Origin of the sequence: Xanthomonas sp. fls2-241-TYG-148, from assembly GCF_030208815.1 — a bacterium.
GTDB classification, from domain to species: domain Bacteria; phylum Pseudomonadota; class Gammaproteobacteria; order Xanthomonadales; family Xanthomonadaceae; genus Xanthomonas; species Xanthomonas campestris.
Map to the genome: position 1 here is coordinate 201,198 of NZ_JARVTE010000018.1, position 20,471 is coordinate 221,668.

General features: G+C 69.2%; 8 protein-coding genes. All 8 read left to right on the plus strand.

Features of this window, described 5'->3' with window-relative positions:
* Window positions 1–2: 2 nt before the first annotated feature.
* From icmH to QRM60_RS17370, 8 genes are read left to right on the plus strand one after another with little or no spacing between them, the layout of a single operon-like run.
* The gene (icmH, locus tag QRM60_RS17335; protein WP_115557293.1) at window positions 3–1,259 is read left to right on the plus strand and encodes a type IVB secretion system protein IcmH/DotU; all 1,257 of its coding nucleotides are present in this window, start codon (window positions 3–5) and stop codon (window positions 1,257–1,259) included.
* Window positions 1,256–4,786 carry a type VI secretion system membrane subunit TssM gene (gene tssM / locus QRM60_RS17340; RefSeq protein WP_285446712.1) on the plus strand — a complete coding sequence of 1,177 codons (3,531 nt, stop codon included), beginning with the start codon at window positions 1,256–1,258 and terminating at the stop codon, window positions 4,784–4,786. The genes icmH and tssM overlap by 4 nt, the downstream gene beginning before the upstream one ends.
* Before the next feature lies 1 nt (window position 4,787).
* On the plus strand, window positions 4,788–5,357 hold the full coding sequence (tagF, locus tag QRM60_RS17345; protein WP_115557295.1) for a type VI secretion system-associated protein TagF: 570 nt from the start codon (window positions 4,788–4,790) through the stop codon (window positions 5,355–5,357).
* Entirely contained in the window at window positions 5,354–6,070 is a 717-nt protein-coding gene (locus QRM60_RS17350; protein WP_115557296.1) for a PP2C family serine/threonine-protein phosphatase, read from the plus strand. Before tagF ends, QRM60_RS17350 begins: the two co-directional genes overlap by 4 nt.
* Window positions 6,071–6,074: 4 nt before the next feature.
* Window positions 6,075–9,758 (plus strand): bifunctional serine/threonine-protein kinase/formylglycine-generating enzyme family protein, encoded by a 3,684-nt coding sequence (locus tag QRM60_RS17355; RefSeq protein ID WP_285446713.1) that lies wholly within the window; start codon window positions 6,075–6,077, stop codon window positions 9,756–9,758.
* A complete protein-coding gene (locus QRM60_RS17360; protein WP_285446714.1) occupies window positions 9,755–10,192 on the plus strand; it encodes a hypothetical protein in 438 nt (145 codons plus the stop codon). Before QRM60_RS17355 ends, QRM60_RS17360 begins: the two co-directional genes overlap by 4 nt.
* Window positions 10,189–11,865 (plus strand): ShlB/FhaC/HecB family hemolysin secretion/activation protein, encoded by a 1,677-nt coding sequence (locus QRM60_RS17365; RefSeq protein ID WP_115557298.1) that lies wholly within the window; start codon window positions 10,189–10,191, stop codon window positions 11,863–11,865. The genes QRM60_RS17360 and QRM60_RS17365 overlap by 4 nt, the downstream gene beginning before the upstream one ends.
* Before the next feature lie 11 nt (window positions 11,866–11,876).
* The gene (locus QRM60_RS17370; RefSeq protein WP_285446715.1) at window positions 11,877–20,453 is read left to right on the plus strand and encodes a filamentous hemagglutinin N-terminal domain-containing protein; all 8,577 of its coding nucleotides are present in this window, start codon (window positions 11,877–11,879) and stop codon (window positions 20,451–20,453) included.
* Window positions 20,454–20,471: the final 18 nt, after the last annotated feature.

Here is a 20,471-nt window from a genome sequence, read left to right on the forward strand (position 1 = left end):
GCATGAGCCGTCCCGTTGCCGATTTCGACCCCGCCTACGTGGCCTCGCCCACACCGCCTGCAGACAGCGGCGTGGCCGAAGACACCGACATCAGCGAGCTGCTTGGGCGCAGCGTCAACCCGCTGGTGCAGGCCGCCACGCCGCTGTTGTTGCTGGCCGTGCAGTTGCGCCACAGCGCGCAGCTGCCGGATGTGGCCCGTCTGCGCGAGCAGGTGATGGCGCAGGTGCGGCGCTTCGAACAACGCGCACGCGATGGCGGTGCGCCGGTGGAAGCGGTGACCGCGGCACGCTACGTGCTGTGCACCTTGCTCGACGAGGCGGTGCTCAACGCGCCGTGGGGCGAGCGCAGCGGTTGGTCGCAGAAGACCTTGCTGGTGGTGTTCCATAGCGAATCGTATGGCGGCGCCAAGTTCTTCCAGATCCTGGAGCGCTTGTGTGCGGATGTGGCGCGGCATCTGGACCTGATCGAACTGATGTACCTGTGCCTGGCGTTGGGGTTCGTGGGCCGGTATCAGATCGAAGCCGGCGGGCTGGCGCGTATCGGCGAGATCCAGGACGACCTGTACCGCCGCATCCGTGCCGAGCGCGGCGCCGCACCGGACACGCTGGCGCCGCATTGGCGCGGTGTGGAAGACCGCCGCCGGCTTGGCCGGTATCTGCCGGTGTGGGCGGCCGCGCTGCTGGGGCTGAGCGTGCTGGTGGTGGCGTTTGTGTGGTGTCAGGCGCGCTTGAACAGCCTGTCGGCACCGATCAGCGCGCAGGCCGCGCAATGGGGCCTGGCCCGTGCCACGCCACCGGATGCCGCGCCGGTGGCGCCGCCGCGCCTGCGCCTGAAGCAATTGCTGGCCGTGCCCGAGCGGGCCGGGCTGCTGCGGGTGGACGAACAGGCCGATGGCCAGGCCCGTGTGCAGCTGAGCAGCACCGCAATGTTTGCCTCCGGTGGCGTGGAGGTGGAGCCCACGCAGCGCGGTGTGATCGAACAGGTTGCCGTGGCGATCGATCAATTGCCCGGGCGGGTGATCGTGGTGGGCCACACCGACGACGTGCCGGTGCGCTCGTTGCGCTTCCAGGACAACTTCGCGTTGTCCGGCGCGCGTGCGCAGGCGGTGGCGCAGTTGCTGCAGACACATCTGGCCGTGCCTGGCCGGGTGGAATTCATTGGCGCTGGTGATTCGCAGCCGCTGGCGCAGCCGCCGCAATTGCCGGCCAACCGCGCGCGCAATCGCCGCGTGGAGATCCTGTTCCAGCCTGGGGAATGACGATGAAGACGCTGCTGTCCAAACTGGGCGCGGGGCTGGTGGTGAGCGTGCTGGCGCTGGCGTTGTTGTCGCTGCTGGTGTGGGTGGGCGGGCCGTATCTGGCGGTGGCGGGCTGGAGCCCGCTGACCGGCGTGGCGGCGCGGTTGCTGGCGATCGTGCTGCTGATTGCGGTGTGGGTGGGCGTGCTGCAACTGCGCCGCTGGCGTGGGCAGCGGCGCGCCGCGCAGTTGTCCAGCGCATTGGCCGGGCCCGGCCGCGACGACGACCGCGAATTGCGCAGCGGGCAGGAGCGGCTGCAGCTGCAGGCGCGCTTCCAGCAGGCCATCCAGTTGCTGCGCAAGCGCCGCGGTGGCGCCGATCTGTACAGCTTGCCGTGGTATGCGCTGATTGGCCCGCCGGGCTCGGGCAAGAGCACCTTGCTGCAGCATTCCGGGCTGCAGTTTCCGCTGGCCGCGCGCATGGGCGAGCAGGCACTGCGCGGCGTGGGCGGCACCCGCGATTGCGAGTGGTGGTTCACCGATGAAGCGGTGTTCCTGGACACCGCCGGGCGCTACACCACGCAGGATTCCGACCAGGCGGTGGACGCCGGCGCCTGGCGCGATTTCCTGCGCCTGCTGCGCCGCCATCGTCCGCGGCGCCCGCTCAACGGCGTGCTGGTGACGATGAGCATGTCCGACCTGTTGCTGCTCGACGATGCCGAGCGCGACACCCATATGCAGGCCATCCGCCGCCGCCTGGACGAACTGGCCGAACAGCTGCAGGCCAGCGTGCCGGTGTATCTGATCTTCACCAAGTGCGACCTGATCGGCGGCTTCGGCGAATTCTTTGACGACCTCAGCCCGGCGCAGCGCAGCCAGGTGTGGGGCCTGTCGTTCCCGCTGGTGCAAACGCTGGATGGCCGCGCGGCGCGGCGCTTCGCCGAGGAATTCAATGTGCTGCAGCAGCACCTGAGCGCGCGCCTGTTCGACCGCCTGAACCTGGAACGCGACCGGCTGCGGCGGGCGGCGATCCTGTCGTTTCCGCAGCAGGTGGCGGCACTGGGCGAGCGCGCGCGGCAGTTTGTCGAAGGCACCTTCGCCGGCAATGCGTATGGCCCGGCGCCGCTGTTGCGCGGCGTGTATCTCACCTCGGGCACGCAGGAGGGCACACCGATCGATCGCATGATGGGCGCGGTGGCGCGCACGTTCGGCATCGAGGATGCGCGCGTGCATGCACCCGGTGCGCAACGGCGCACGTTCTTTGTCGAACGCTTGCTGCGCGAGGTGGTGCTGCGCGAATCCGGCCTGGCCAATACGCCGCCGGCGCAGCAGCGGCGCATGGCCTGGCTGCAGGCTGCGGCCTACGCGGGCGTGGGGTTGCTCACCGCCGCGTTGCTGGCCGGGCTGGGCGCCAGCTACCTGGGCAACCGCGCCTATCTGGCGCAGGTGCGCAGCGCATTGGACGCACGCCCGGCCGTGGCCGACCCCAACGCCGCCACCAGCATGCCGGACTACGTAGCGCGCACGCTGCAGCAGGCCGATGCCACCCGTGCAGTGGTGCAGGTGGCACGCCAGTACGACGGCGGCGCGCCGTGGTCGATGCGGCTGGGGTTGTTCCAGGGCCGCGTGCTCGGCGAGCACCTGCAGGCTGGCTACCTGCGCCAGCTCAATGCCACCTTGCTGCCGGCGTTGGCGGTGCGCTTCCGCACCGGCCTGGCCGACAACGCACAGGCCCCGCAGGCGCTGTATTACACCCTCAAGGGCTATTTGATGCTTGGCCAGCCGGCGCATCTGGACCCGGCCCAGCTCAGCGCGCTGGCCGCGATCGAGGCGCGTGCGTTGTTTCCACGTGCACAGCCGCTGCAGGCTGCCTTCAATGCGCATCTGCAGGCGCTGCTGGACAGCCCCGGGCGTGTGCGTGCGTTGTCGCTGGATGGCGAGCGCATTGCGCAGGCACGGGCCAGCCTGCGCGCGGCCGATCTGGCCACGCTGATCTACGGCAACCTGTTGCTGACTCCGCCGGCAGGTGCGCCGTTGCGGTTGGACAAGGCGCTGGGCCTGCTCGCCGACACCTTCGTGCGGCGCAGTGGGACCGCGTTATCCGCGCCGGTGCCGGCGCTGTACACCCAGCCGGTGTTCGCCGCCCTGCAGCGCGACGGCATTGGCCAGGCGGTGGAACGCTTCGGTCAGGACGATTGGGTGTTCGGCGGCGCACCGCTGGATGCGCTGGCCAAGGCCGGCCTGGCGCGCGAGGTCGGGCAACGCTACGAGGCGGATTACATCCGCCATTGGGACGCGCTGCTGGCCGATCTGCAGCTGCGCCCGGCCGCCGATCTGGCCGCCGCCAGCGCCACCGCGGCAAAGCTCGCCGGCCCCAGTTCGCCGTTGCGGCTGTTGCTGGGCGTGGTGGGTGAGCACACCCAGGCGATGGACCGCGCGCCGCCGGCCGATGCCGCGCAGCGGGCCTTGGCGGCAGCAGAAAAAAAGGCCGGCGCCACCGCGCGTGCGGCCGCGGCCAAGCTGCCCGGCGGCGCGGCGATGAGCGCGGCGCTGGCCCGCAGCGCCGATCCCGCCGCAGCGGATGCACCGCCGCCCGGCACTGCCATCGCCGAGCACTTCGCCGCGCTCAATGCGCTGGCTGCCGGTGCACCGGGCAGCACGCCGCTGGACCAACTGCTCGGCGTGCTCGATCAACTGGGCAAGCAGCTGCTGGTGGTCTCGCAAGGCGGCGGCGATGCGGCGGCCGCCAGTGCGCAACTGGCGCTTGCCCGGCAACAGGTGGCGCAATTGCCGCCGCCGGTGACGCAGTGGTTGCAGAGCCTGGCCGGCAGCAGCGCCGCCTTGATGACGCAGGGCGCGCGCGCCGCGCTGGATGTGCAGGTGCGGCAATCGGTGGGCGAGGTGTGCAGCGATTTCGTGCGCGGTCGTTACCCGTTCGACCCGGCGGCGCAGGTGGAAATCCCGCTGCAGAATTTCGGCGAACTGTTCGGCACCGGCGGGCGCCTGGACGCGCTGTACACCGGCACCGTGCAGCCGCTGCTGGACACTCAGGCCGCGCAATGGCGCTGGAAGGAAGGCCCCGATGCGGTGGTCGGCGCGCCCGGGCTGCCGGCGCAGCTGCAGCTGGCGCAGCGCATCCGGCAAAAGTATTTCCGTGGCGGGCCAACCCCGCAGGTGGGCTTCACCGTATTGGCGCCCACGCTGGGCGAGGGTGTCACCCGGCTCACCCTGGACATCGAAGGCCAGCGCTACGACTACCAGGCTGGCGCGGCGCAAAGCATGCCGATGATCTGGCCCGGCCCGGTGCCCGGGCATGTTTCCATTGCCGCCTTCGGTGCCGACGGCGTGGCACTGGGCACGCTCGATTACCAGGGCGAATGGGCGTTGTTCCGCGCCTTGCAGGCCGGGCATCTGGAAAACCCCTCGGATCTGCGCTTTGTCGCCAGCTTTGCGCTGGGCGGCCATGACGTGCAGGTGCCGCTGCGCGCGGGCAACCTGCGCCATCCGTTTCTGGACAGCGACGTCCAGCGCTTTGCGTGTGGTGGCTGAGATGACCACCACCGCACCGGCCGGGTTCCACGGCAAGCTGCCCGGCGTGGGCGATTTCGTGCAGCGCCGGCTGCCGGCCAGCTTCGTGCAGCCGTGGGACGCGCACTTTGCCGCCTGCCTGGACGCCGTGCGCCAGCAGTTGGGCGAACGCTGGCCCGCCGCCTACCGCAGCAGCGCCGTGCGTGCGTTCGCGCTGGGGCCGGGCGTGTGCGGCAGCGCGGCCTGGGCCGGGGTGATCGGCCCGGGCGAAGACCGCGTGGGGCGCTGTTTCCCGCTCACCCTGGCCGCGCCGCTCGGCGACGGCCAGCTGCCGGCCAATGCCTGGTTCGCCGCCCTGGCCGGCTGCCTGGGGCGTGCGCTGCGGGCGCGGGCCGACGCGGTGGCGCTGGATACCGCATTGCTGGCCCTGCCAGTGGCCGGTCACGCGGCCGCCACTCCCGCACCGCCGGCAGGCCAGTCGCTGTGGTGGCTGCTGGGCGGCAGCGCCACGCCGCTGGCCGGTCTACCGGACGCCGACTGCTACCTGGCCTGGTTGCTGGCCGATCAGGACATCACCGAGGTGACCCGATGAGCGCGCCCTATCAATCGGCCGGGCATACCGAAACCGGCAAGGTGCGCCGCCTCAACGAAGACGCGCTGCTGGTGCGCGAAGACGTCGGGTTGTGGGTGGTGGCCGATGGCCTGGGCGGGCACAGCGCCGGCGACTACGCCAGCCAGTTGTTGGTGGAGCGGCTGGGCGCGCTGGAGCGCCCGGCCGACCTGTGCGATTTCCTCGACGCCATCGACGACACCCTGGCGCAGATCAACCACGACCTGCTGCAGGTTGCGCGCATCCGCCGCGTGGACATGATCGCCACCACCGTGGTGGTGTTGGTGCACGACCCGGATTTCATGCTGTGCGGCTGGGTCGGCGACAGCCGCATCTACGCCCAGCATGGCGGCCCGCTGCGCCAGCTCACCCGCGACCACGTGCACGGCGTGCGCGACGACATCACCCAGTTCGGCGGCGGCCAGGCCAGTGCCGTCGCCGCCGGCGCGCTCACCCGCGCGGTGGGCGCGCAGGAACCGTTGTTCGTCGATTGGGTGCTGACCCCGAGCCTGCCGGGCACGCAGTTCCTGCTGTGCAGCGACGGCATCAACAAGGAAATCCCCGACCCGGAGCTGGATGCCGAATGCCATCGCTTCGGGGAGCCACGCGCGCTGCTGGCGCGCTTGTTCGATCTGGCGCTGGGGAGGGCGGCGCGCGACAACGTCACCGCCGTCGTCGTCCGCCTGCAGGAGTGACCGCATGCATGAAGACACCGCCACCGTGACCGAACTCGTCACCGCCATGCGCAGCGGCGCACTCGACCTGCCCGCCGTGCTGGCCGCACTCGGCAAGCGCCAGGCCCTGCCCGAGGCCGAATACCGCGCCGGGGTGGAAACGCTGTGGAGCCTGCAGCGCGAACACCTGCTCGACACCACCACCGTCACCACCCTGATCAGCCGCCTGGAAGCCCTGCGCCATGCCGCGCCGGCACCGGCACCGGCAGCGATCGCCGCAACGCCGCCCACCGCAGCACCTGCGCCCGCAGACGACGACGCCACCGTGGTGATGCCGCTGCGCGCCGCGCCGCGCGTGCAGGACGACGACATCACCCGCGTGCAGCCGGCACTGCCGCTGCCGAATGAGGTGCCCAGCCTCACCAGCCTGGGCATCGGCACCCAGACCGGCGTGGGCACGCAGACCGGCACCGGCACCGCCGGCACGGCCAGCCTGTCCAGCTGGCGCGCTTTGGCCGATGCCGCCGGTGGCGAGCACGCCGGCGTCGGCAGCCTGCTCAAGGGGCGCTTCCTGCTGGAGCGCGAACTCGGGCGCGGCGGCATGGGCGTGGTGTATCTGGCCCGCGACGAACGCAAGGTGGAAGCACGCGACCGCGATCCCTGGCTGGCAGTGAAAGTGCTCAGCGACGAGTTCCGCCGCCATCCCGATGCCTTGGTCGCCTTGCAGCGCGAAGCGCGGCGCTCGCAGAAACTGGCGCACGACCACATCGTGCGCGTGTACGACTTCGACAAGGACCGCACCCTGGTCTTCATGACCATGGAGTACATCGACGGCTGCGATCTGAAAACCCTGATCCGCGAACAGGCCTTCAATGGCATGCCGCTGAAACAGGCCTGGCCCTTGATCGACGGCATGGGCCGCGCCTTGATCCGCGCGCACGCCGCCGGCGTGGTGCATTCGGATTTCAAACCCGGCAACGTCATGGTCACCCGCGAGGGCGTGGCCAAGGTGTTCGACTTCGGCATCGCGCGCGCCGGCAAGCACGCCGCCGATGTCGCCGGTGAACAGACCGTGTTCGACGCCGCCACGCTGGGCGCGCTCACGCCGGCCTATGCCAGCCTGGAAATGATTCGTGGCCAAGACCCCACCCCGGCCGACGATCTGTATGCGCTGGGTTGCGTGTGTTTCGAATTGCTCACCGGCAAGCACCCGTTCGACAAGCTCAGTGCCGAAGTGGCCCTGCGCGAGGGCCGCCGCCCGCCGCCGGTGCCCGGCCTGACCCGCCGCCAGTACGCCACCTTGTGCGCGGCAGTTGCGTTCCCCGCGGCACAGCGCCTCAAGCGTGTGGACCAGTTGCTCGATGGCCTGCGCCAGATTCCGCTGCGCGAACGCGCGCTGCCGGTGCTGGGCTATGGCGCCACCGCGTTGGTGCTGCTGGGCCTGGGCGGGTGGGGCGCGTCGCGCTATCTGCATCAGCGCCAGTTGGACGAGGTGATCGCGCGCTTCGGTGCGCAGGATCCGCAGCGCTATCGCAACGAAACCGAGGCCATGCAGGCGCTGTCCAGCCTCAGTGCCGACGACCGCCGCCGCGTGCTGATGGACCGCAGCGATCTGATCGAGGATTTCCTGCTGCGCCGCCTGGATGCGCTGTGGAATCCGGCCAACGGCCACGACGATTATCGCGGCGCGCTGCATGTGTTTGCGCTGCGCGACCGGCTGCGCCTGTATTCGCCAGCGCTGGATGCGCGCCGCCAGACCATGGAGCGCGAAAAGAACGAACGCCTCAACGCGCTCGACACCACGCTCAACCGTCAGCTCGACGCCGGGCTGCTGTTCCGCAGCCAGGCCGACAACGCATTAGCCACCCTGGACCAGGTGCGCCGCATCGACCCCGGCAGCAGCCTGCTGCGGCATTCCACGCTGGAAGTGCGCCTGGATGCGGCCATCGCGCAGGCCGTGGCCGCCGGCCGGCTGGCCACTGCGCGCACCGAGCTGGAACAGGCGCGCGCGGTGTTTCCCGAGTCGTTGCGGCTGCAGCTGCGAAGCGCCGAGGTGGACGTGGCCGAGCAGCAGGCCAAGCGCACCGCGGTGGCCGCATTGCCGCGCGATGCGGCTGCCGCCCGCCAGGCGCTGGCTGCTGATCTTGCGCAGCCTGCCGTTGACCCCGCCTGGCGCGCACGCGTGGACGCAGCGTTGCGTGCATTGCCCACCGCCGAGCGCAGCACCCAGGGCACGGCCGTGGCCGCGGCCATCGCCGGTATCGTCGCGCCACAGAATGACCCGGCGCAACTGCCCGGCGCGCAGGCGCTGGTGGATTTCGGCCTGGGCCTGCAACCGCAGTCGGCCGAGTTGCTTGCCCAGCGCGCGCGCCTGCAGACGCTGCGCCAGCAGATGGACCAGGCACTGGCCCGCGAAAGCGCCGAGGCCGATGTGGCCGGCAGCATCGAGTCGCTGCGCCGCGCCGCGGCCGCCAACGATCTGGGCAAGACCGGCGACGCGCTGGCACGCATCCGCACGCTGCAACCTGAGCATCCGTTGCTGCGCAGCGAAGGCCCGCAACTGCTGTCGCAGGTGTACCGCAGCACCGCCGCCGACGCCTTCGCGCAGGGCCGCTATGCACAGGCGGCCGAACTGCTGGCCCAGGGCGTGCAGACGCTTGGCCAGCGCGCGGAACTGCGTAGCGCGCAGGCGCGTTATGCGGTGGTCGCCGCGGTAATGCGCGCCGGCACCGTGCCGGCCGCCGAGCGCCAGCCACTGGGCCAGCGCCTGCAGGCGCTGTACCGCACCGACGCCACCGCGATGACCCAACTGGAAGCCCAGCTCAAGGCCGCCGGCCAACTGCCCGAAGGCACGCTCGCTGCCCGGCTGCAGCGTGCCCCGGCCGGCGATGCGCCGGCGTCGGACAGCGTGGCACCCAGCGCCGCTGCCGAGACCCCGGCCGCAGGCGCCAAGCCCGCACGCGGCAAGGCCACCACCGGCAAGCCTGGCGCAGCCGGCACGGCGCCGGCGCGACCGGCGGCGCCACTGCCCACCAGGGTGGACGATGAGGCCGGCCTGCCGCCGGTTCCCACCGGCCCGGACCCGTGCGGCGCCACCGGGCTGGCGGGGCGGGGCGCGGCCTGCTTCGACACCCTGGGCGACACCCGCGGCCCGATGCTGGTGGTGATCCCCGGCCTGCCCGGGGGCACCCCGTACGCGCTGTCGCGCGGCGAAGTGGCGGTAGCCGACTTCAATCTGTTTTGCCAGGCCACCGGCCGCTGCACCGCACAGGCGGCCGCCACGCCCGAGCTGGCGCGTGCACCGGTGCGCAACATCAGCCTGACCCAGGCGCGCGCCTACCTGCGCTGGCTCACCATCGGCAGCGGCGGCTGGCGTTACCGCCTGCCCAGCGACGCCGAGTGGCTGCACGCCGCGCAGGCTGCAGCCAACTGGCGGCAGGCCGAAGACAGCAACTGCGTGCCGCCCACCGCCACCGCCGGCGACGGCCCGCGCGCCCCGGTGTCGGCTCGCGGGCGCGAACCCAACCCCTGGGGCCTGATCAATCTCACCGGCAACGTCTGGGAATGGGTCAGTACCGGTGGCGGCGTACAGACGCGCGGTGGCAGCTTCGCCAGTTACTGGTCGGACTGCACCGTGCAGGCCAGCCGTGCCGACAATGGCTCCGCGCAACCGGACGTGGGCTTGCGCGTATTGCGGGAGCTGCCATGAGCACCGCCCCGCACCCGGCCAACGCGCAGTTGCAGGCGCTGGCGCAGGCGCACCAGCACGGCCAGCTGGACCGCGCGCAGTACCGCGCCCGGCGCCGCAGCGTGCTGGACGCCGCCCGCCAGGCCCAGGGCGTGACCCTGCGCAACGCCCTGCCCACTGCCGCCGGAGGCCAGTCGAGCCTGCCAGGTGAGCGGACCCGGCAGCGCAAATGGGGGCGCCGGCCTGTCGCAATCTTCGTAAGTGTGATTTTCGTCACGCTAATATTGCTAATATTCCGTAAATGTACGTCGGGGTTCGATCCGCGTTCAGCAAGTGATGCGGTCAGCTGTGCCAATTGCCGCGTCACCGCCCCTGTGCGGACGACCAGCGCCACCGGGCACGTCGGCCTCGCTCCACAACGGATTGTCTTAGGGGAAATGGACGAATGCGTATGACGTGTCTGGCCGCGGCGGTGTCCGCGTGCCTCGTGCTGGCCGTGCCTGCCTGGGCGCAGACGGCAACCGATGCCACGGTGGCGGCGCGCGCTGCGGCGCTGCCGGCGGTGAAGGATCGGAGCGACAGCACCCTCACCCTGCCGGTTCGCGGCTTTCGCGTGCAGGGCGTGGGCACCTATCCGGATGCCGGCATCGACCCGGCGCGCGTGCAGGCCGTGGCCGACGCCGCCTTCGCCGAACTGGCGCAAGGCCAGCCGGTGGTGGCGCTGCGCTTCGATCAGCTGCAGGCGGTGGCCGACACCATCACCCGCACCTATCGCACTGCCGGCTTCATCGTCAGCACTGCCTACCTGCCGGCGCAGACGCCCGGGCCGGAGCAACGCATCGAGATCCGCATGCTCGAAGGCCGTATCGGCCAGGTCAGCGTGCAGGGCGCCGCGCGCTACCGCGGCACCGCGCTGGCCGCGCCGCTGCGGCAGTTGCAGGGCCGCCCGCTGCGCAAGCAGGACGTGGACACCGCGCTGCTGTATGCGCGCGATCTGCCCGGGGTTTCAGTGTCCTCGGTGTTGCAGCCGGGCCAGAATGCCGGCGAAACCGACGTGGTGCTGGTCGCCAGCGAAGCCGCGCGGCCGTATGTCATCAGCCTGGGCGGCAACAACTACGGCACCGAACTGACAGGGCGCTATCGCGCACAAGCCGGCATCACCTGGAACAGCCCGTTCGGCGTGGGCGATGTGTTCGCCGCCAACTACGCCTATTCGCTGTCGCCGCGGCAGAGCCAGATCGGCGCGCTGTCCTACGCCTTGCCGGTGTCGCAGGTTTCGGGCCTGAGCGCGGTGGTCGGCGCCAGCCGTAGCGAACTGGAAGTGCGCAACGGCGTGTTCGCACTGCTCGGCCTCAGGGGTCCGACTTCGGTGGTCTACGCCGGCGCAGACTGGAAATTCGTCAACCGCGAATTGCTGCAGGTGCAGGGCTCGGCGCGCTATCTGCAGGAACAATCGCGGCTGGAGGCGTTGGGCATGCAGTTGTCCGACCAGAGATTCGATGTGGTGGAGCTGGGTGCCTCGGTGCGCCGCACCGATCTGCGTTGGCGCGGCGTGGACTTGTTGCAGGTCAGCGCACGCCAATCCGTGCGCGATCGCTCGGCGGCGGTGGATCAGGTCAGCCCTGGCCGCGACAGCTATTTCACCGTAGCGCGGCTGGCGTACACGCGCCTGCAATATCTCACCCGCACCCAGCGCCTGTATTTCAAGTTCAATGGCCAATACAGCAACGACACGCTGACCCCGATGGAGCAGTTTGCCGTCGGTGGCCCCGACAGCGTGCGTGCCTATCCGGTGTCCGATGCATTGGGCGATCGCGGGTATTACACCGCGCTGGAATACCACGTCGATGCGCCCGGCTTTGCCGATGCCGCCTCGCCGTTCAACGGCCGCCCCTGGCGCGAACTGCTGGAATTCGATGTGTTCGCCGATCACGCCCGTGTGTTCGCGTCCAACGGCAGGAGCGCCCCGGTCAGCTTCGATGCGGCCGGCCTCGGCGCCACCTTCCGACTGCCGCAGTTTGCCAATTTCGAATGGCGCATCAGCGCTGCGTTGCCGACCGGAAGCCACCTGGCCTCCGATGGTCGCGACGATGTCCGTTACTACACGCGGTTCGGCTTCACTTTCTGAGGGTTTTGCGCATGCACGCCACCAACCACGCTTCGCATTGCCCGCGCCCTCCGCGCGCCCTCCCGCTGCGGCATTGCCCGCTGGCACTCGCGCTGGCGGCCTGCCTGACCGCCAGCGTGCCGACTGCGGTGATGGCGCAGGTCAGCGCCACGCAACTGCCCACCGGCGGCAGCATCGTCGGCGGCACCGGCAGCATCAATGCGGCCAGCGGGGGCAGCCAGTCCATCACCCAGACCTCCAACCGCATGGCGCTGACCTGGTCCGCGTTCGACATCGGCTCATCGGCTACGGTGACCTTCAACCAGCCGTCCAGCAACGCGGCGGTGCTCAACCTGATCCAGAGCGGCAATCCCACGCAGATCTTCGGCAATCTCAACGCCAACGGTCAGGTGTTTTTGATCAACACCAACGGCATGATCTTCGGCAGTACCGCGCAGATCAATGTCGGCGGTCTGGTGGCCAGCACCTTGGGCACCACCGCTTCCAGCTTCATGACCGGCAACGATGTGCTCGATGCCGGCGGCAATACGGTCGCGCTGATGTCCAACAGCGGCACCATCAACGCCGCCGCCGGAGCGGTCGACCTGATCGGCGGCAAGGTGGTCAACCACGGCACCATCACCGCCAGCGCGGGCAACATCAATTTGGTCGGCGCCGACAAGGTCACCCTCACCTTCGAAAGCGGTGGCTTTGGCGTCGTTGTCGACAAGGCCTTGCCGCTGCAGCTGGACAGCGTGGCAGTAGAAAACAATGGCACCCTCAGCGCGCCCGGTGGCACCATCACGCTGCAGGCGCGCGCGGCACAAGGCCTGTTCGACCAGCTGATCAACAACAGCGGCATCATCCGCGCGGCGGCGATTTCCGGCGTCGACGGCAGCGTCTCGCTGATCGCCAACGGTGGCGCAAACGTCGGCATTGCCGGCAGTGGCAGCATCGACGTGGGTAGCGGCGCGATCAGCATCAGCACCGACCGCAGCGTGCAGCAGAGCGGCGTCTACACTGCGGGCACCCTGGGCGGCAGCATCGGCGGCAGCGCGAGTTTCAGCGGCAGTAACCGCATCGCCACACTCGGCATGCTGGACGTGGGTGGCACCCTGAGCTTGACCAATGCCAACGGCCTGACCCAGACCGCTGCGCTGACCGTTGGCGGAGACAGTAATTTTTCCCTGGCCGGCAATGCGCTGACGCTGAACAACGCGGCCAATACGTTTGGCGGGACCTTCAGCGCCACCGGCGGCAATGTCGCAGTCAACGCCGCGGGTGCCTTGACGATCGGCAGCCTGAGCCAGTCCAGCAACAGTGCGCTGTCCTTGAACGCCGGCGGCCGGCTGACGTTGCCGACCACCGCCATCAACACCGGCAGCGCCGACCTTAGCTTGCGTAGCGGAGACAGTTTGAGCACCGCTGCGGCGCTGTCCGGCAGCAACGTCAGCCTGACCGGCACCAACGGCATTTCCCTGGCCCACGCCGTCACCGCGACTGGCACGCTGGCCTTGACCAGCAGCACGGGTGCGATCGACCAAACCGCCGGCGCGCTCACGGTGACCGGCACCAGCACGATCAACGCAGGTGCCGGTGCCATCAACCTCGCCGGCGCCAACAATGATTTTGGTCAGGCCATCAGCCTGACCGGCGCGGGCATGCGCGTGGTCGATCGCACGACCTTGCAGGTTGCGTCGTTGACCTCGGCCGGCAATACCGGCATCGATCTGCAGGCTGGCGGCAGCCTGATCCTGCCTGTGCAGTCGTTCGACACCGGCAGCGCCGATCTGAATCTGGTGTCCGGCGGCGGCACGCTGAGTACACGCGCAGACCTGCGCGGACGGAATGTCAGCCTGAGCGGGCGCGATGGCATCACGCTCAACCACGACATCACCAGCACCGGGACGCTGGTGCTGAGCAGTAGCGCCGGCAACATCAACCAGACCGGCGGCTTATTGGACAGCGGCGGCTCCGCCACGGCCATGGCCGGCGGCACGCTTAACCTCGGGCGTGCCGGCAACGAATTCCGCGACAGCGTCAGCGTGAGCGGAACCGGTATCACCGTGGTCGATCAAACCGAGCTGGTGGTGTCCTCGCTGACCGGTGGTGCGAACGGCGCCGTTTCGCTCACCGCCGGCAGTGCACTGACCCTGCCCACGCAGGCGATCAACACCGGCAGCGCCGATCTCACGCTACGTGCCAACGGCGGCGTGCTGACCAGCAATGGCGCACTCACCGGCAACAACGTGCTGCTCTCCGGGCGCGACGGCATCAGCCTGAGCGGCAACCTCACCAGTGCCGGCACGCTGGAACTGACCAGCAGCAGTGGCGCGATCGTCCAGGATGCGGGCGCCATCGATGCCACCGGTGCGGCCACCGTCGATGCCGCTAGCGGCATTGCCTTGAACGCAGCCGGCAACGATTTCCGCAGCACGCTCAGCGTCAGCGGGAACGGCATCAGCGTCGTCGATCAAAACGATCTGACCGTGAGCGCACTCACCAACGGAAGCAACAACGCGCTCTCGTTGCAGGCCGGTGGCGCGCTGACCCTGCCGCTGGCCGACATCGACACCGGCACCGCCAACTTGACGCTGCGTAGCGGCACCCGCCTGACCACCTCCGGTGTCCTGGCCGGCAACAACATCAGCCTGACCGGGATCAACGGCATCACCCTGGGTGGCAACGTCATCACTCCCGGGACGCTTGCACTGATCAGCAGCACCGGTGGCATCACCCAGAGCAGCGGCCTACTCGACGTCAGCGGCGCGGCCACCATCAACGCTGGCACCGGCGCGGTGACGCTGGCCAACGCCAACAACGACTTCCGCAGCGGCATCAGCCTGACCGGCACCGGCATCACCGTGGTCGACCAAAACGACCTCGTGATCACCGCACTCAACAGCGGCAGCAATGGCGCCGTCTCGCTCACCGCCGGTGGCGCACTAACGCTGCCCGCGCAGGTCATCGACACCGGCAGCGCCGATCTCACCCTGCGTGCCAACGGCGGTGCACTCACCACCGACGCACTTGCCGGCCGCAATCTCACACTGACCGGACGCGATGGCGTGACCTTCGCGCAGGACGTGACCAGCACCGGCACGCTTGCGGTGACGACCACCAACGCAGTCATCCTCCAGAACGGCGGCGTATTCGATATCGGCGGTGCGGCCACGCTCAACGCAGGCACCGGCGCGATCACGCTGGACTCGGCCGGCAACGACTTCCGCAGCGGCATCAACCTCACCGGCACCGGCATCACCGTGGTCGACCAAAACGCTCTCACCGTTTCGGCGCTCAGCAGCGGCAGCAATGCCGCGATCTCGCTGACCGCCGGTGGCGCATTGGTGCTGCCCGCGCAAGCCTTCAACACCGGCAGCGCAGATCTGACCCTGATCGCCAACGGCGGTGCGCTGAGCACGGCGGGCACGCTCAGCGGTCGCAACATCACGTTGCGCGGACGTGACGGCCTCACCCTGGCGCATGACGTGACCACCAGCGGCACCTTGCAGCTGGGCAGCGACGTTGCCATCGCCCAGACCGCCGGCACGCTGGATGTCACCGGCGCCGCGCTGGCCAATGCTGGTGGTGGCACGCTCAGTTTGAGCAGTGCCAACAACGACTTCCGCAGCGGCATCAGCCTGACCGGCACCGGCATCAGCGTGGTCGACCGCAACGACCTGACCGTGTCGTCATTGAACAGCGGCAGCAATGGCGCGGTCTCGCTCACCGCCGGTGGCGCACTAACGCTGCTCGCGCAGGTCATCGACACCGGTAGCGCCGATCTCACCCTGCGGGCCAACGGCGGTGCACTCACCACCGGCGCGCTGGCCGGCCGCAACCTCACACTGGCCGGCCGCGATGGCGTGACCTTTGCGCAGGACGTGACCAGCACCGGTACGCTGGCGGTGACGACCACCAACGCCGCCATCCTCCAGAGCGGCGGCGTATTCGACATCGGCGGAACGGCCACGCTCAACGCCGGCACCGGCGCGATCGCACTGGGCTCGGCCGGCAACGACTTCCGCAGCGGCATCAACCTCACCGGCACCGGCATCATCGTCACCGACCGCAGCGACCTGGTGGTGTCCTCACTCAGCAGCGGCAGCAATGCCGCGATCTCGCTGACCGCCGGTGGCGCACTGGTGCTGCCGACGCAGGCACTGGAGACCGGCAGTGCCGACCTCACCCTCGTCGCCAATGGCGGCGCCCTGGCCACCGGCGGTGACCTGAGCGGTGCCAACGTCCGCCTGACCGCGCGCGATGGCCTGATGCTTGGGCACGCTGTGCGCAGCACCGGCGCGCTCAGCATGCAGACCGCCAACGCCGCGATCACCCAGAGCGCTGGCGCAATCACTGCGGCAGGCAACACAACGATCAATGCAGGCAGTGGTGCTGTCAGCCTGACCAGCGCGAGCAACGACTTTGTCGGCCTGCTCAACTTGAGCGGCGGTGCCACGCAGGTCCGCGACAGCAATACCCTCACCCTGGGCACGCTATCCACCGATGCGCTCACCGCCACCAGCGCGGGCGCCTTGAACCTGGGCAGTGGCAGCGTGCACGGTGCACTCACCGCGACCAGCGGCAATGCGGCGATTACCCAGGGCGGTGCGTTGTCGGTCGGTGGTACAGCCACGTTGAATGCAGGCAGCGGCGACATCGTGTTGACCAATAGCAATAACGATTTTGTCGAGGCGCTTTCGGTAGTAGGCAGCAACGTCGACATCGTCGATCGCAACGCATTGGCCTTCGGGACTGTGGCAGCCGATTCGTTGACCACCTTCGCTGGCGCTGCACTGGATCTCGGCGCCGGCAGCATTGCCAACTCCCTGAGTGCGATCACCAACAATGGCCCCATCACTCAGAACGGTGCGCTCAGCGTCGGCGGCATCGTCGCATTGAATGCGGGTGCCGGCGGGATCACCTTGGACAGTGCTGGCAACGCCTTCCAGGGTGCACTCAGCCTGAGCGGTGGCGCGACCCGGATCAGCAATGACACAGCCCTGACCTTTGGTACGCTGTCCGTTGATGCGCTCACCGCCACCAGCACTGGCGCCTTGAACCTGGGCCTCGGCAGCGTGCGCGGTGTACTCACCGCTAGCAGCGGCAACGCGGCGATCATCCAGGGCGGTGCGTTGTCGGTGGGTGGTCCTTCTAGCTTGAACGCCGGCACTGCCAGCATTGATCTGCGCGATAGCGGCAACGATTTCGGTGGTGCCGTTACGCTGACCGGTGGCGATGTCCGCCTTCAGGATCGCAACGCGCTCGCCCTGGGCCTGCTGTCCACCGGCAACCTGACCGCGACCAGCGTCGGCGCCTTGAATCTGGGCAGCGGCACGGTGGCGGGGACGTTGCAGGCGACCAGCACCAACGGCGAAATCAGTCAGAGCGGCGCGCTGAACGTGGCTGGCGCCAGCACGCTCGACGCCGGTACTGGCAGCATCACGCTCAGCGATACAAATAATGCCTTGCAAGGTCCGGTCGACCTTCGCGGTCGCGCCACGCAACTGCGCAATAACACTGCGCTCACGCTGGGCACCATCGATACCGGGGCGTTGCAGCTGCGTAGCAATGGTGCGTTGAACCTCGGCAGCGGACGTGCTGACAGCCTGATCGCCAGCAGCAATGGCAACGCAATCAGCCAGAGCGGCGCACTGGCCATCGCTGGCGAAAGCGCTTTCGATGCGGGTGCCAACACGATCCGCTTGACAGACGCCGGCAACGACTTCGTCGGCGCGGTATCGCTGAGCGGCGGCGCCACCGAGGTGGTCGATGCCTCTGCATTGCGCATGGGCACGCTCAATACTGGCGCGTTGACGCTTGCCAGTGGCGGCGCACTGACCCTGGGAACGGGAACCGTCAACGGCGCACTGGTGGCCAACGCCAATGGTGCGATCGACCAGAACGGCGCACTCATGGTTGCCGGCACCAGCAGCCTCGAGGCGGGCACTAACGCAATCGCCTTGACCGATGCCGGCAACGACTTCGGTGGCGCGGTGTCGCTGAGCGGTGGCGATACCCAGATCGTCGACCGCACGGCATTGACATTGGGCACGCTGCGCACCGGTGCTTTGCGCGCAACCAGCACGGGGGACTTGAACCTGGGCAGTGGCACGATCGACGGTGCCTTGACTGCGCAAAGCAACGGCGGTGCGCTGACACAGACCGACGCCTTGTCCGTTGCAGGCACCGCCACCCTCGATGCAAGCAGTGGCAACATCGCACTGAATAACAGTGCCAACAGGTTTGCAGGCGCAGTGAACCTCAATGGTGCCGACGTGCAGATCGCCGGCAACACCCTCACCCTGGGCACGCTCTCCACCGATGCGCTCACCGCCACCAGCGCGGGCGCCTTGAACCTGGGCAGTGGCAGCGTGCGCGGTGCACTCACCGCGACCAGCGGCAATGCGGCGATTACCCAGGGCGGTGCGTTGTCGGTGTTTGGTACAGCCACGTTGACTGCAGGCAGCGGCGATATCGTGTTGACCGACGCCAACAATGATTTCGGCAGCACGGTCGCACTGAGTGGCAATGCCATCGCGTTGCAGGATCGCAACGATCTGAGCGTTGCTGCGCTGCAGAGTGGTGCCAACGCCGCGGTGTCGCTGGTTGCCGGCGGCGGCCTGAGCCTGCCTGTCAGCCAGATCGACACCGGCACCGCTGCGCTGACACTGGCGGCCAACGGCGGCATGCTGGCGGCAGCAGGTCCGTTGCGCGGTGGTGCGGTGCAATTGACCGGTGCCAACGGCATTGCGCTGAGCAACACGCTGACCGCCGGCACGCTGACCTTGACCAGCACCAATGCGGCGATCACCCAGTCCGGTGGTGCAGTGCAGGTGGCGGGCAACGCGGTGGTCGATGCCGGCAGCGGCGCAATCGCGCTGGATGCCGCAGGCAGTGATTTCCAGGGCCTGCTCGCGCTGCGCGGTGGCGCCACCACCGTGCGCGACAGCAATGCCCTGAGCCTGGGGACGCTGGACACCGGCAGCTTGCAGGTCACCAGCACCGGTGCGATGAACCTGGGCGTTGGCCTGATCAACGGCGATCTGGTCGCCAACACCAATGGCGGTGTGGTCACCCAGAGTGGTGCGCTCACCATCACCGGCAGCACCCGCATCAACAGCAGCGGCGCCGGCATCACCCTGGACAATGCAGGCAACGACTTCCAGTCTGCAGTGTCGCTCTCCGGTGGCGACAGCCGCCTGCGCGACCGCAACGCGCTGGCCTTGGGAACGCTGGACGTCGGCGCGCTGGATGTCGCCAGCACGGGTGGCCTGGATCTGGGGCAGGGCCGCATTGGCGGCACGCTGATTGCGCGCACGCAGGGCGGCAGCAACGCGGCCGGCACCGGATTTGTGGCAGCGGCGGTCACGCCGTTGGCGACCGGTGGCGCCATCACCCAACAAGGCGCATTGACCGTGGCCGGCACCAGCGTGCTGGACGCCGGCAGCGGCGACATCGTGCTGACCGACGCCAACAACGACTTCCAGGGCAACGTGCAGGCCACCGGCGGCAGCATCGCCATTGTTGATCGTGACGTGCTGGCGGTCAGCGCCCAGGCCACCGACGCACTCAACCTGCAGGCCGGCATCCAGCTCGCCAGCACCGGCACACTCAGCGGTGGGAGCATCGCCTTGAGCGGCGGCAGCGGCGTCGTGCTCGGGCACGACATCAACAGTGCCGGCAACGTCGCGTTGCGCAGCGGCGGCGCCATCACCCAGACCGGCGGCAGCCTCACGGCTGGCCGCCTGAGCGGTAGCGCTGCGGGGGCGGTCACGCTGACCGGCGCCAACAACGCCATCGCCGCACTGGGTGATTTCAGTGCGCAGGGCCTGGATGTGGTCAGCAACCGCACGTTGCTGGTGAATGGCCGCGTCGATGGCGGTGCCTCGCTGCGCCTGCGCAGTGGCGGCGAACTGCTGCTGGAGGGGCAGCTCAGCGGCGCCAGCAGCTGGCTGCAGGCGGTGGCTGGCATCCGTCAGCGTGCCGGCAGCTGGATCGAGGCGGGCCTGCTCAGTGGCAGCGCCGGTGGCGCGGTGGTGCTGGGTGATGCCGCCAGCTTCATCGACAACCGCATCGGCCGCCTGGGCAACTTCACCGCCGGCAGCGGCTTCAGCCTGACCAACGCCGGCAACCTGCTGCTGGTGCTGGCGAACGGCAGCAGCTACAGCGTGGATGCCGGCAACAGCCCGTTGTTCCTGTCGGTACGCGGCGACCTGCTGCAGGACGGCCGCGCAACGCTGCGCAACGGCACCGGCACCTATGCGGCCACCGGCCGGATTGGCACCCAGGACAACCCGCTGTACGTGATCGGCAGCGGCACCCAGACCATCAGCGCGGTCGGTGCGCCGCCGGCCTACTTCAACGCCACCACCGCCGATGGCGGGCTGCTCGACCTGGCCGGTACCTCCGGCTTCAACGTGCCGACTTCGGCCTTCGCGGCGCGGGCGCAGAGTTCGGCCAGCCGCGTGGTGGCCTTTGTCGATCTCTCCGCCAGCGGCACGCCATACCGCGCGTTCGGCCTGGTGCGCCCGGGCCTGCGTCTGCCCGACGACCAGCAACCGGCTTGCGATGCCGGCGACCCGGACGCGGTCTGCAGCCCCCCGTGATGTTCCGCCGCCGCCCGT